Source organism: Halanaerobium sp. DL-01 (assembly GCF_003338615.1).
In the GTDB taxonomy this organism is placed as follows: Bacteria; Bacillota; Halanaerobiia; order Halanaerobiales; family Halanaerobiaceae; genus QPJE01.
Map to the genome: position 1 here is coordinate 1 of NZ_QPJN01000039.1, position 14,511 is coordinate 14,511.

The 14,511-nt window shown below is 35.5% G+C and carries 12 protein-coding genes; 2 read left to right on the forward strand and 10 right to left on the reverse strand.

What is annotated here, in order from left to right:
• Positions 1-149 precede the first annotated feature (149 nt).
• Positions 150-1,118 carry an ABC transporter permease gene (locus DER71_RS10625; RefSeq protein WP_114459015.1) on the reverse strand — a complete coding sequence of 323 codons (969 nt, stop codon included), beginning with the start codon at positions 1,116-1,118 and terminating at the stop codon, positions 150-152.
• A 241-nt stretch (positions 1,119-1,359) separates the two neighbouring features.
• On the opposite strand from DER71_RS10625, the gene DER71_RS12565 reads away from it, so the two are divergent.
• Positions 1,360-1,554: a hypothetical protein gene (locus DER71_RS12565; protein WP_369834990.1), complete on the forward strand. Its 195-nt coding sequence runs from the start codon at positions 1,360-1,362 to the stop codon at positions 1,552-1,554.
• A 202-nt stretch (positions 1,555-1,756) separates the two neighbouring features.
• Here DER71_RS12565 and DER71_RS10635 read toward each other — a convergent pair whose 3' ends face one another.
• Entirely contained in the window at positions 1,757-3,304 is a 1,548-nt protein-coding gene (locus DER71_RS10635; protein WP_114459014.1) for an ABC transporter substrate-binding protein, read from the reverse strand.
• A 677-nt stretch (positions 3,305-3,981) separates the two neighbouring features.
• On the opposite strand from DER71_RS10635, the gene DER71_RS10640 reads away from it, so the two are divergent.
• The gene (locus tag DER71_RS10640) at positions 3,982-4,560 is read left to right on the forward strand and encodes a zinc dependent phospholipase C family protein (protein ID WP_114474622.1); all 579 of its coding nucleotides are present in this window, start codon (positions 3,982-3,984) and stop codon (positions 4,558-4,560) included.
• Positions 4,561-4,624: 64 nt separating this feature from the next.
• On the opposite strand, the gene DER71_RS10645 is transcribed toward DER71_RS10640, so the two are convergent.
• The 8 genes from DER71_RS10645 to DER71_RS10680 all read right to left on the reverse strand — a co-directional run bounded on the left by DER71_RS10645 (position 4,625) and on the right by DER71_RS10680 (position 13,938).
• Positions 4,625-5,131, reverse strand: coding sequence for an FxsA family protein (locus DER71_RS10645; RefSeq protein ID WP_114458087.1), 507 nt, complete (start codon positions 5,129-5,131; stop codon positions 4,625-4,627).
• Between the two features lie 328 nt (positions 5,132-5,459).
• Positions 5,460-6,644 carry an amidohydrolase family protein gene (locus tag DER71_RS10650; protein WP_199505573.1) on the reverse strand — a complete coding sequence of 395 codons (1,185 nt, stop codon included), beginning with the start codon at positions 6,642-6,644 and terminating at the stop codon, positions 5,460-5,462.
• Positions 6,645-6,772: 128 nt separating this feature from the next.
• A complete protein-coding gene (locus DER71_RS10655) occupies positions 6,773-7,936 on the reverse strand; it encodes a M20 family metallopeptidase (RefSeq protein ID WP_114458086.1) in 1,164 nt (387 codons plus the stop codon).
• A gap of 15 nt (positions 7,937-7,951) precedes the next feature.
• A complete protein-coding gene (locus tag DER71_RS10660) occupies positions 7,952-8,920 on the reverse strand; it encodes an ABC transporter ATP-binding protein (protein WP_114458085.1) in 969 nt (322 codons plus the stop codon).
• Position 8,921: 1 nt separating this feature from the next.
• Positions 8,922-9,920 (reverse strand): ABC transporter ATP-binding protein, encoded by a 999-nt coding sequence (locus DER71_RS10665; protein ID WP_114458084.1) that lies wholly within the window; start codon positions 9,918-9,920, stop codon positions 8,922-8,924.
• A 36-nt stretch (positions 9,921-9,956) separates the two neighbouring features.
• Positions 9,957-10,841, reverse strand: coding sequence for an ABC transporter permease (locus tag DER71_RS10670; RefSeq protein WP_114458083.1), 885 nt, complete (start codon positions 10,839-10,841; stop codon positions 9,957-9,959).
• Positions 10,842-10,853: 12 nt separating this feature from the next.
• Entirely contained in the window at positions 10,854-11,819 is a 966-nt protein-coding gene (locus DER71_RS10675; RefSeq protein WP_114458082.1) for an ABC transporter permease, read from the reverse strand.
• 616 nt (positions 11,820-12,435) lie between these two features.
• Positions 12,436-13,938, reverse strand: a complete 1,503-nt coding sequence (locus DER71_RS10680) for an ABC transporter substrate-binding protein (protein ID WP_114458081.1) — start codon at positions 13,936-13,938, stop codon at positions 12,436-12,438.
• Positions 13,939-14,511: the final 573 nt, after the last annotated feature.

Consider the following 14,511-nt stretch of genomic DNA (forward strand, 5'->3'; position numbering starts at 1 on the left):
ATACCCTAAATAGGAAGCTTATGCAAACAAACGTTCTCCTTTTTGCAAAATTATTATTAGCTAAACATAATAATTGAAATTCAAAACCGTCTGCTCTTTTCTCGGGGCAAGCCCACGAGGTTTGCTAGCAGACTATAACTTCTATCACCTCAATTATACCTTATTTTAGGATTTAGCAGGGCATAGGAAATATCAACAAAGACATTTAGTGTTACGATAATTACTGCTACCATAATTATATAGGTTGCTATTACTGGAAAGTCACTTTCGTACATTGATGTAAGAAGAAGATTTCCGGCTCCTGGCCACTGGAAAATACTTTCTGTAACAATAGAAAAACCAATAAGTTGTCCAAATTGTAGTCCAATCATTGTTATAACCGGAATCAAGGCATTTCTCAGGGCATGTTTAAATAGAACCATTCTTTCACTAACACCCTTAGACCTGGCGGTTCGAATATAATCATTACCCAGTATCTCCAGCATTGATCCACGGGTTAACCGAAAAAGTAGAGCCATCTGAAACATTCCCAGGGTAAAGGCAGGCATAATGATGTGTTTTAAACCACTTAAAGTCAAGAGTCCACTCCGCCATTTGCCCCAAATCTGAACCACTTCACCCCGTCCAAAAGGTGGTAATATATTGAAATTAATTGAAAAAATAAAAATAAGTATTATCCCCACCAGAAAAGTTGGTAAAGAAACCCCGAAAAGAGATCCGGTCATTAAAATATTGCTAAAAATTGACCGAGGTCTGGCTGCCACAAATACTCCAAAAGAAATTCCTAATATTACTGTAATTAGTTCAGCTACAAAGGCTAGTTCTAAACTGGCGGGCAATCTTTCTAGTATAAGGTTAAGGACAGGAACTCTGGTAACATAGGACATACCAAATTTACCATGTGAGGCATTATTAATAAAAGATAAATATTGGATATAAAAAGGCTGATTTAGCCCCAGCATCTCTCGTACCTGCTGCCGCTGGGCCTGAGATGCATATCTACCGGCCAGGGCCATTACCGGGTCACCTAAATATTGAAATATAAAAAATGCTATAAAGGACACTATTAATAAAACAACAAGCCCCTGGATAAATCTTCTTGCTACATATGTTCTCATGATTTAATTCCCCCTTACTAATATTAATTTTAGTCGTATGTATAATGTTTAAGACTCTAAATAACAGGGTTTATGACATAAATTTTTGGTAGAAATAGAACTTACAGCTTAGAATCAATACTTTCTGCTTTTATCCTGCAAAAAATATTAGAGATTCCAATCCTTCCTTGTACTCTTAGTTAATATTTTTGCTTTAAGCAGTGATTTAAGAGATTTCTGTGGTTTTAATTCTGTCCCTGATATCTCCCAGTTTTCTCGTTTTAAGACCAAGTTTGAAGATAATTTAGAAGAACTTTTTTATCATCTTGTTGATATTAATGAACCACTATGCAGAAAAATTGATCTTCTACTGTCTGATCTTTTTATATATGATACTACAGTCTTTAAAACCTATGTGGCAGAAAACAACCTGGTTTTATATAATGTTGATAGATAAGAAAAAAGGATTTTTCCCATTGCCTTTCTAAATTAAACAATACACTAATGAGGAACACTCACCAATTATATTGGAGTGTTAATCAATGGAAAAAATCCAACATATAAAGACCAGCAAGAAAAATGAACTAAAGAAAATTTTCCGTGATATATTCTATGATAAAGTATTAAAAGCATTAGTGATAGCTATTGATTCCAGCAGGTTAGTTCAGAGACATTTCCTTAAAGACAATCCAGGTATCAGAACGAGGAGTGAAATTAATGCCCTGATCCTTATAAAGAGCATAGGTATCTTCCTGGTAATGAAGTGGAATTGCTGCAACTTTTTCTGGACTCATGGCAAGACGGTTTAAGACTTTAAGTAATTCACCTCTGATTGCAGGATCAATTATTTTAGTTGACTGGGCATAAAGATTATCAAGTACTGGGTCACCATATCTGGTACCATTTGTTGAACCCAGTCCTTTATCAGGAACTACAGAATGAAGCAGCTTCGAAAAGGAACGACCATAATCATAAGACCCATCAAACCAGCCAATTAGATAAAAATCCAGTTCTTGATGAGCTACTTCTTCAAAGAAAATAGATTTTGGCTTGGCATCAACATTACATTTGATTCCAACCTTTTCCATATAACTGGCAACTGCCTGGAGTATCTGTTCATCCTGAACATATCTATCATTTGGCCCTGAAAGGGTTATTTCAAAACCATCAGGATACCCTGCTTCTGCCAGTAACTCTTTAGCCCTTTCTGGATCATAAGAAATACGTTCAATTTGATCTGAATAACCGACGGTTGGTGGATCAGGAATCTGTGCAGCAGGTGAAGCATGACCAAGCATAACTTTTTCAATAATCTCTGGTTCATTTATAGCCATATACATAGCTCTTCTGACTCTGACATCAGCTGTAGGAGATCCTTCATCATTATTGATAGACAAAAATATAGATCTTCGGGAAGGTCTGGTAACTAATTCAATTTGAGAATTACTGGTTATACTATCAATAAAAGTCACCGGTACCCCCTGTAGTATATCTATCTGTCCACTACTAATAGCGGCCAGTCTGGTAGATGGTTCAGTTATCGGCCGAAATTCAGCCTGTTTAACTTCCAGCTGTCCTCCCCAGTAATCCGGATTTGCTTCCAATTTTAAGTAGGAACCCTTTACCCATTCAGTAAATTTATAAGGACCGGTTCCAATTGGTTTAGTTCCAACCTCTCCCTGAGAACGAGATTCTGTGGATTCCTTATCCATTATAAAAATCTGATGTAGGTTTTGTGCAAAATAAGGAACTGCTTCTTTGGTCTTGATGTCAATTAACCAGGAATTCCCATCAACTATTGTAACTGAATCAATGTTTCCGCCAAAAGCAAGGAATTCGGAAACTTCTGGATTACTCAGGCGGTTAAAGGTAAATTTAACATCTTCCCAGGTGAAATCATTTCCATTATGAAATTTAACACCTTTACGAAGTTTGAATCTCCAGGTGAGGCTGTTAACTCTTTCCCAGTCTGTAGCCAAAGCTGGTAAAAGTTTACCTTCAGAATTCCTCTGTAACAATCCCTCGAAAATATTGCTCATGATAGACAAGTTTGAATCAGCATCTGACCCATGGGGATCCATAGTCCGGGGTGGGGCTGCTATACCGACAGTTACTGTATCAGTAGCGGCACTTGCAAATCCTGATAGCCCCAGGACAAGCACGAAAATCAGTGAACTAACAAATAAAAATAGACTCTTTCTGCTCATATTCTTCCTCCTTTAATTTTTGTCCTAGTTTCCCTTCTCACATACTGTCTGCCTTAAAATTTTTCTTATAAATATTAAAGACAGTTATCTATAAAATCACAATCAGTCCCCTTCAAAAATTATTTCAGGTGACTTCCTGTGTACCGAATATTACCGGATAAATCTAAAATTTTTAAAGTTTATTATTTGTTATTGCCTATAATGACAAAAATTTCTTTAAGTTTGCTTGATTTCCCGAACCTTTGTAATGGTTCGATAATTAATGTTGTGAGGAAAAAATGTAAATTATAAAAAATTCTAAATAAAAAAATACATTTGCCAAACTCCGTTGAATTAATCATTTGAATAAGCAAAAAATCCATAAAGGAGTCTAGCAAATGCATAATAATTTTACCACAACACTACTTGTCAATTTACCAGACTTAGTTGCCACAGAAATAATTCAAACCGATGATTTATTTATCCTTTTATTTATTCTATAGCTCCTGTTTTTGCTATATTATACCATAAAACAGGGTCTGAGGCAAGTTGACTAGATTATCATAGCAGCAAGAAAGAGCAGATAAATTTTTGCTACAAATTTCTATTTGTTTATTTGCCGAATTTATGTTATTATAAAAAAAGCGATTAAAAATATTTAGGAGGTATTCAAACTGGACGCAAGAACACATAAACTTCTGGCTTATAAAGCTTACAATTATTTCACCAGAAGGGATATAGAAATTTCTAAACTTGGCTTGGCAGTTGGTAGTGTTAAACCCGATTTTGTAAAAGATGAAATCAGCCATTTCAAAGATGAGTCTATTGCGATATTTTTTGAGAATTTTGACTCAATGAAAAATATCAATCCATATGAAAACAAATTCAGCTTTTCTGTTAAGCTGGGTGAATTATATCATTATATTGCAGATTTTTTTACAAGAGCACATAATGACAGCTATTTTATAGAAAGATCTGTTAAGCATATTTTATATGAGTGGCGTTTAAATCGGGCTGCACACAAATTAGAGGATGACTTTTTTGAAAACAGTTTTGAAAATGGATTTATTTACGATATGTCTTTGGAAAAATTTATCGAAAATGAACATCAAAAGTTTCTGAAAAATAAACAGAGCTTTGAAAATGATTTAAACTCTGCATTTAAAGTATGTATATTAATGACAAACAAATTAATCTATGAAATGGAACTTGCCAGCAGCTTTGCAGTACCAAAAGCATTTAATGTTGAAAGAAAACTTGTCTTAGAAAATGCTTAAAATACAGAAAAAACATATTATAAACTATTAAATCCGCCCGATAGTGGGCGGATTTAATAGTTCTCTATTTTTTATTATCATCTTCCTCTTCTTCAACATCTTCATAATTTACATCAATAAAATCATCACCAGAAAAATTACTTCTATCGGTATCTTCCGCACTATTATTATACCTGCTCCCATTATAATAGACATTTACCTTATCACTTTTTAGATATTTAACAAATCTTTCTTTTACATATTTAGCAATAATTTTGCGTGAAGATGGTAAAATTAAAGCGAAGCCAGAGACATCGGTCAGTATACCCGGAGTTAACAGCATTATTCCTCCAGCCAATATCAGCAGGGCTCCTACCATCTCATCTGCCGGCAGATTGCCGCTGTTGAGATCACTTCTTATTTTACGTACAACCTGATATCCCTGACTGCGGGCAATACTCCCTCCTGTTATTCCTGTAAAAATAATTAGCAGTACTGTATTAAAAATCCCTATAATTTCTCCCACTTTAATAAGAAGCATTAATTCTATTAGTGGAACTGTTACAAATAACATCAGTAGTTTAAAAAACAATTAATTGATCCTCCCCTGGTGCAAGTCCACAAGGTTTACTGGTAAACTTTACTATTTACCAATTTCAATTTTATTTTTAAGAAAATTTTTTTACCATATACAGGTATTTAACATCCAATCTGATTTTTTCCCATCTGCAAAATTTTAAAACTAAACATAAATTTGATACCAAATTTATTTATCTCTATACTTATTTCTTTAAATACCGCTTAATACCTTTATTATCCGAATAAAAAATTTTTCAAAAAAAAGAACTCTGATTTTAGGCAGAGCTCTTTTTCTGAAGATAATTATTTAAATATTAAAGTTTTACAAATTTTTAATTTTATTAACAGGTGCCTGCAACCAGAGATCCAGCTTTGTATACTGCCTCTACATTGAATACATCTTCTACATTATCCAGTGGGTTCCCATCTACTACTACCATATCTGCATATTTGCCTGCTTCAATTGAACCTAAAACATCTTCAACTTCCAGCAGCTCTGCCCCACCGAGAGTTGCAGCCTGTACTGCCTCAAGAGGAGTCATACCTGCTTCAACCATTTTCTTTAATTCATATGTATTTTTACCATGTTTATTAAATGGTGTTCCAGCATCTGTACCCATGGCTATTTTTACACCGGCTTCTTTTGCCATACGGAAACTGTTCATATGATCATCAATTAATTTCTTGGATTTTTCAACAGCAAATTCTGGAACTCCATTTTCCACTCCATATTCTACAATCCAGTATGGAGCCACCAGTGTTGCCACAAGGAATGTTCCCCTTTCTGCCATCATTTCTACCACTTCTTTGTCTAAAAAAATTCCATGTTCAACCGAATCAATTCCTGCTCTTACGGCATTTTTAATTCCTTCAGTTCCCTGTGCATGTGTTGCAGTTTTACGGCCTGCTTTATGTGCTTCTTCTACTGCTGCTCTTATTTCTTCTTCAGTCAGCTGTGGTGAACCAGGTTCTACACCTCGTGTCATAACCCCACCTGTAGCCATTATTTTAACTACATCAACACCTGCTTTCAGCTGTTCTCTGGCTGCTTTTCTAACCTCAGCTGTACCATCAGCTTCTCTTCCTTCTTTGTATCCATGCCCACCTGTCATTGTAATACATCTACCAGAAACCTGCATTCTTGGACCTGATAAAAAACCTGCCTTTTCTGCATCTCTAAGCCCGAGATCATAAAAATTGGATGCACCCATCCCTCTTATATGAGTAACACCAGACTGAAGAGTTTTTTCCATATTTCTGACAGCTTTAACAATTGTAAATGCATCATTTTCTTCTTCACGAACTTTATGGGGATCAGCTGAACCATCAGAAAGTGAATGTATATGTGCATCGATTATGCCGGGCAGTACTGTTTTCCCAACGAGGTCTACAGTTTCCACTCCCTCTGGTATATCAACATCTGCTCCAACTTCTTTAAAATATTCACCTTCAACTAAAATTACACAGTTCTCCACAACTTTTCCTGCTTTAACATCAACCATCTTAAAATTTTTATAAGCTCTCAAAATTATCTCTCCTTCTCTTCTGCTCTTTTTTTAAAAAATTACTTTTATTTACTTATGTCCATTTATAGAAATTTTCTATTATGCTGAATCTTAACATATTCAAAAAATTATTATGCACAATCCTAAACTCAGCCATTACCATTAATATCTTCAATTAAATTTATAAGTCCACCTGCCAGCACCTTGGCTCTTTCTTTAAGAGATGAAAGAACAATATATTCTTTATCATTATGAGCATTTCCACCAACTGCACCTAATGCATCAAGTGTCGGCACTCCCATATCACTAACAAAATTCCCATCAGAAGCTCCTCCAGTAGAAACAGCTCCTATGTCAAGTCCGAGTTCTTCACCAGCTTTTTTATATGCCTGATACATATTCTCAACTTCTTTATTTTTTTCCATAGGTGGACGATTTATTCCACCACTTAATTCTATTTTCGTACCATCAATATATGTTTCTGCTGCAATTTTATTCAATTCTGCTTCCATTTCAGTTCCCTGATATTTTTTTACAAATCTCAAGTCAATCTCTGCATGGGCTTTTTCTGCCACAATATTTGGTCTTTCTCCCCCTTCAACAACACCCACATTTAAAGTAATTCCCCGTTCATAATCTGTCAAACTGTGAATATCAAGGACTTTACGAGCAAGTTCTTCAACAGCACTTGCTCCTTCAGCATGATTTGAACCTGCATGTGTAGGTTTCCCTTCAATATCCATTGCAAAAATCCCTACACCTTTGCGGGAAACAACGACATCATCTCCAGATCTGCCCGGCTCCATAACAAAACAGTGGGTAGCTTCTTCAGCAGCCGCCTCTATTAATGGCCTGGACGAAGGTGAACCGATTTCTTCATCACCATTTAATATAACTGTTATATCCGGCAGCTTCTGTTTTGATGAAAAAAGTGCCTCCAGAGCTGTTCTCAAAACTACAACTCCTGATTTCATATCACATACTCCAGGTCCAAAAGCTCTGTCACTCTCTCGATCAGCAGTAAATGGTCTTTCCGCAGCGGTTCCTTCTTTAAAAACAGTATCAACATGGCAGAGAAAAAGGAAATTACCATCTAATTCTCCTTTTTTTCTTGCCGTCATATTATTTCCTCTCTTTTCCTTTCTATCAATTTCTATTTCAAAACCCATATCTCCAAAAACATCTTTATTTATAGAAATTACTTTATCTATTCCTTCTTTTGTATATGAACCACTGTCAATATTAACAAGTTCTTCAACTGCATTAATCATAGCTTCTTCTTTTTTATCAATCATTTTATAGATCATTTCCATTACCTATCTCTCCTCTCAGTCATATAAATGACAGGCTACTTGCCTTCCATCTATTTCTTTAAGTTCTGGTTCTACTTCTCTGCATATATTGCTGGCATATTTACATCTGGAGTGAAAATAACAGCCTGAGGGTAAGTAAATTGGATCAGGCACATCGCCTTCCAGTGATACAAAATTTTCCTTTGTTTTTTCTGTAAGTTTCGGAATGGATACAAAAAGTGCCTCAGTATATGGATGTACAGGATGATCAAAAATCTCTTTTTTATCCCCTATCTCAAACACCTTGCCGAGATACATAATAGCAACTCGATCACTGATGTGTTTGACAACACTAAGATCATGTGCAATAAAGAGATAAGTTAAATGAAATTCTTCCTGCAGATCCATCATTAAATTCAATATCTGAGCCTGGATAGATACATCAAGAGCAGATATAGGTTCATCAGCAACAATAAACTCCGGCTCCACAGCCAAACTCCTGGCAATACCAATTCTCTGCCTTTGTCCCCCACTGAACTGATGTGGATACCTATTTAAGTATGATTCATCAATACCAACTTTATCCAGAAGTTTTAATATATAGTCATCCATTTCCTCATTAGAAACAATATTGTGTGTTCTAATTGGCTCACTAATTATTTCCTTGACTTTCTGCCTGGGATTTAAGGAAGAATAAGGATCCTGAAAAATCATCTGCATCTTTTCTTTTAATTTGAACTTTTCTTTTTCCGACATATCATTCACTCTACGGCCGTCATAATATATATCTCCAGCAGTTGGTTCATATAACCCAAGTACTGTTCTACCAATTGTTGATTTTCCACAACCGCTTTCTCCAACAAGACTTAGTGTCTCTCCTTTTTTAATATCAAAAGAAACACCATTTACTGCATGTACATAACTTTCTTTTTTTCTCAGTCTGGCTAAAAACCCGCTGCTTACTGCAAAATATTTTTTTAGATTATCTACTTTCAGCAGACTCATTCTAACCAACTCCCCGCATCAGTTTTTTAGAAAAAAACTGAGCTTTTCTGCAGGTGGCAAAATGAGCTTTGCTCACTTCAAATAGTTCTGTGCCTTCTGGACAGTCATCACCGGCATAATCACATCTTGGTTTAAATTTACATCCTTCCGGGAGATCAAGCGGACTTGGCATTAAACCTTTTATCTGATTTAAGCGCTTCTGATCTCTTTCCAGCACCGGTAGTGAGTCAATCAAACCCTGTGTATATGGATGGGCAGGTTCACTGATCAGTTTACCCTTATCCCCATATTCAATTATATCTCCTGCATACATAACCATAATTTTATCTGCAATTTCCGAGATAAGTGCCAGATCATGGCTTATTATTATCATTGAAGTATTAAACTTATCGATTAAGTTTTTCATCAGACCTATAATCTGTGCCTGAATAGTTACATCAAGAGCTGTTGTAGGTTCATCTGCAATCAAAATTTCTGGATTACTGGCCAATGCTATAGCAATTACAACCCTCTGCCTCATTCCTCCACTCAACTGTGATGGATAATGATCTATTCTTTTTTCTGGAGATGAGATACCTACCATCTCCAGCAGTTCAACTGCTCTTCTTCGAGCATCTTTTCTGCTGTAATTTTGATGAAATATAAGCACTTCAGTAATCTGACGTCCTACTGTCAGCACAGGATTAAGAGAGGTCATCGGATCCTGAAAAATCATGGAAATTTTATTGCCGCGTATTTTATTCATTTCTTTTTCGCTCATTTTAAGCAGGTCCTGACCTTTAAATTTAACCTCACCTGAAACTATTTCTCCAGGTTCTTCAATAAGCCTCAGCAGAGAAAATCCAGTTACAGATTTTCCGGCACCAGACTCACCAACAATTCCCAGTATCTCACCTTTATTAACTTCAAAACTTACTCCATTTACCGACTTTACTACCCCTTCTCGAGTGTAAAAATATGTTTTTAGATTATTAACTTCAAGAATTTTTTCTTTCTGCATTATTATTCCTCCTATTCTAGCTTCTCAGCAGAAAAATTATTTCAATTTTGGATTTAGAGTATCCCGCAGCCAGTCTCCAATAACATTAATAGACAGTACTATCATAACAAGAACAGCACCGGGAAATATGACAAGCCACCAGCTGCCGCTTAAAAGCCTCTTATACCCATCAGAAATCATCAATCCTAAAGAAGGTTCAGTTAGAGGAACACCCATACCAAGAAAACTTAATGTTGCTTCCAGCATAATAACCTGTGCAATCTGTACTGTGGCAATAACTATAATGGGTGTCAAAATATTTGGCAGTACATGCCTCATAATTATTTTTGTTTTACTTACTCCTATCAATTTTGCTGCTTCTATAAACTCACTATTTTTTAAAGATAAAGTAGAACCTCTGGCAGTTCTGGCATATGTTACCCAGGTAGCCAGTCCTATAACAATAATCAGTTTTAAAATTCCCCGACCCCAGAAGGCCATAACTGTAATTGCAATCATAGTAGTAGGAAAAGAAAGCTGTACATCTGCCATTCTCATAATTACACTATCTACCTTACCACCAAAATATCCTGATATCATTCCCAGTGTAACACCTACAGTTCCACCTAAAGCTACTGCAGCAAGTCCCACCATTATAGAAATTCTTGTACCATAAAGAATTGTACTCAATACTCCTCTTCCCTGAAGATCAGATCCAAATACAAATTTCCCTACTCCACCTTCCATCCAGGATGGGGGCCTCATGCTGTCCATTAGTGAAACAGAAGCAAGATTATAAGGATCATGTGGAGCTATAAAAGCTGCAAACACACTGCTAAAAACTATCAACAAAAGCACAATGCTGGCCAGTATAACCAGCTTATTATTTTTGTAGCTGTAGAATAGATCTGAATTTAAGGCTTTTCTCAATTTCTCTCTCATTCTTTACCCCTCCTAATTTAGCTCTATTCTTGGATCAAAGAAATAATAAAGCAGATCCACTGTTAGATTTATAAATGCAAAAATAACTGCAACAACAAGTATATATGACATAATTACGGGTCTGTCTAATCTATTAATAGAATCTAAAATCAATTTTCCCATTCCGGGCCAGGCAAATATAGTCTCTGTAATCATAGAAAATCCTATCAACCTTCCCAGCTGAAGTCCAATAACTGTTATAACTGGAATCATAGTATTTTTTAATGCATGTCTAATATATATTATTCTGCCGGGCATACCTTTTGCTTTAGCAAATGAAATATAATCCTGTTTTAGAACTTCCATCATACCTGCCCTAACAAGTCTTATCAGCATTGCAACCATATATAAACCCAAAGTAGCCGCCGGCATTATTATGTGTTTCCAGCCATCAAGTGTAAACAGACTCGACTTCATACCCAAAAACTGAGCTGCATCGCCTCTTCCAGACGAAGGGAGCCAGGAAAAAGTAACTGCAAAAATAAGTATAAGCAAAATACCGGATAAAAACGTCGGCAGTGAAATCCCTGCCAGTGAACCAAACATTATAAATTTAGAAAACGGGCTTTCAGGTTTTACCGCAGCATATGCACCGGCCGGAATCGCAATAATAATGGAAATCAAAATTGCAGCAAGTGCCAGTTCTACTGTCTTAGGAAGTCTATCCAGTACAAGATTTAATGCCGGTGTCTGCTGATAATATGAAATTCCCATATCACCCTGCAGAGCATTTTTTACAAACATAAAATACTGTACATACAGTGGTTTATCAAGACCAAGAGATGTCCTTAATTCTTCCACTGCCCACGGCTCTGCATCAGGTGGAAGCAGTGATTGAACAGGGTCTCCATTTACATTTACCATAACAAAAACAATAATACTGACCAAAAACAGAACAATTAAAGTCTGCCATATTCGTTTCCCAATATATTCTAGCATGGATTTATCCCTCCTCAACTACTCAATTATTTATTCCGGGAGAGAAATTTCTCCCCTGGATAATACTTATTTTTAAAATCCCATACTGTAAATTTTTAAATATTTATCAGGCCTTGTGTCCAGTCTACATTCTGATATTTTTACTTAAACACCTCCTATTGTATTGTTTTGTACTATAAAAAAACCAAAAAATCCCCTTTTCCTGTAAGGAAAAAAAGGGGAGACCATCCTTGCAAAACCTAGTACCACCTAAATACAAAATCTATTTAGATAAACTGTTTTGGATAACGGAAAACAGGCCCGGCAAAACCTACTTATGCCTAATGTTCGGCTTTACAGCTAACGGGTGAGTTTAATTACAATTTCAATACCAGTTCTCAGCCTATCTGGCTCTCTGTAAAAGATTGATTATAATTAATTTTCCCGGTCAAACACTTTAAAATAACTAATTATTTATTAGATTTTAAATAACAATAACAAATTATGATCTCTTTGTCAATATTTTTTTATTCAGATAATTAAAAAATATTTTTCAGAGATAAAATAAAAAGTGTCTGACATTAGGACGGTCTCTTTTACCCCATTATATTTTTTTATACTTAAAATCCAGCTGATTTTATTTAAACCCTATATTGTAAAGTTTTAAATATTTATCAGGTCTTGGAGTCCAGTCTACATTTTCTTTAACTGCATAAAGCTGCTCCTGAAAATGCAGAGGTATTAATACCACATCCTCCATTGCCATTCTGGCAGCTTTCTGCAAAAGTTTTAAACGTTTTTCTTCATCTATTGTCTTGGCTGCTTCTTCAATCACACTATCAATTTCTTCGTTACTGTAATTGCCCAGATTAAATCTTCCATATTTATCATCAGGAGTGTGCACAAGAAGCTCAAGAGCACTACCTCCATCACCACTGGAAGAAAGGCCCAGCAGATAAAAATCAGTATTTCTGGCCAGTATTTTATCAAAATGAGCAGATTTAGTCTGTACATTTAGTTCAACATTTATACCGACACGAGCCAGCTGTATGGCAACGGCCTGTGCAATCTGACCATCATTAACGTAGCGATCATTGGAAGAATCAAACTGAACTGTAAACCCATCTGGATATCCGGCTTCAGCCAGAAGTTGCTTAGATTTTTCTGGATCATATTTTAATCTTTCTAAATTCGAATCATGACCAAAAACAAAATCTGGCGAAAGCTGTGAAGCTGGATATGCATGGCCATTCATTACATGTTCAACTATGGCATCTTCGTTGATAGCATGATAAACAGCCTGTCTGACTCTCTTGTCTGCAAATGGTCCTTCCTGATAATTCATGCCCAAAAAGATTAATCTTGTATCAGGTATGCTTATAACATTGACTCCTTCTGCCTTTTCTACTTTTTCCATATCCTGTACAGGTAGATCAATTAAAACATCAACTTCTCCACTCAGAAGTACAGCCACTCTCGTAGCCGGATTGGAAATAGGCCTTAAAACCGCTCTATCTACTTCCGGTTTTTCTCTCCAGTAATCTTCAAAAAAGGTTAATACCATTTCTTCATCTTTATTCCAGGATTCGACCATATATGGTCCTGTGCCAACAGGATTATTCTGCAGATGCTGATCACTGTTTGACTCAACATAATCTTTATTATAAATAACGACAGATTGTATCTTTCTTGTTAATACAGGTGCAGGATAGGTGGTTTTTAATTCCACAGTATATTTGTCCCGGACAGATACAGATTCCACATCAGCGGCTGAACTTTTCTGCTGAGATTTAGGATGATTTTTTGCTCTTTCAAAAGAAAACTTTACATCCTCTGCAGTCATTTCTTCACCATTATGAAACTTAACTCCTTCTCTGAGGTGAAATACCCAGGTGGTATCATCTTCTGTTTCCCATAATTTTGCAAGTCCAGGCAGAATATTTAAATCTGAGTCAAAAAATACAAGTCCTTCAAATATATTAAAGTTTACAGAGTTTGTTGGAGTTTCACTCAACATATACGGATCAAGGGTCAGAGCGTCATTAGAAGTAGCTACAGTAAGTGTTCTGGCAGAAACTGATAAAGCACTAAAAATCAGTAGAAATGTCAATAAAAGAACCAAAAACAGTTTATAATTCATAATTATATTCTCTCCTTCTCTATACTCTAATTATTTTAAACTACATTTCAAACAATAAATTTCAAAATCTTATCTCAATTTTAAAACTATATAGTAATTTCTGTCCTCCTTTCTTGTATCTGCTTATCTGCTCCCATTACGGTTAAAAACTCTGTAAAATAAAAAATCCCTTTCCATTAAGGAAAAAGGGATACCATCCTTGTGTTACAGATTTTTGCTGCCTGATAAATCAGAGAGCCAGCTGCTTTAACGCGCAGCAAATTCGTTAGAACTTACTAAAATTATATTTGTACATATGATTTCAGTTCTACGGCTGTCAGGTGATTTTCATTATAAATTACTTTACCGGTTTTCAGCTGATCCGGCTCTCTTATAAAAGTAAACTTATAATTACTCTTCCTGATTCAACGCTTTAAATAATATTTGATTTTATATATAATAACAAAGATATTATATAAAGTCAAGAATTAAAATCAACAGGAGTTTCCCCAAAATTTATTTTCAAGCTGCAAAAAGGGGGCTTTAGTCATCAACGAAATTTTTAGATTTATCTAAAACTCAATTCGGGTGTGA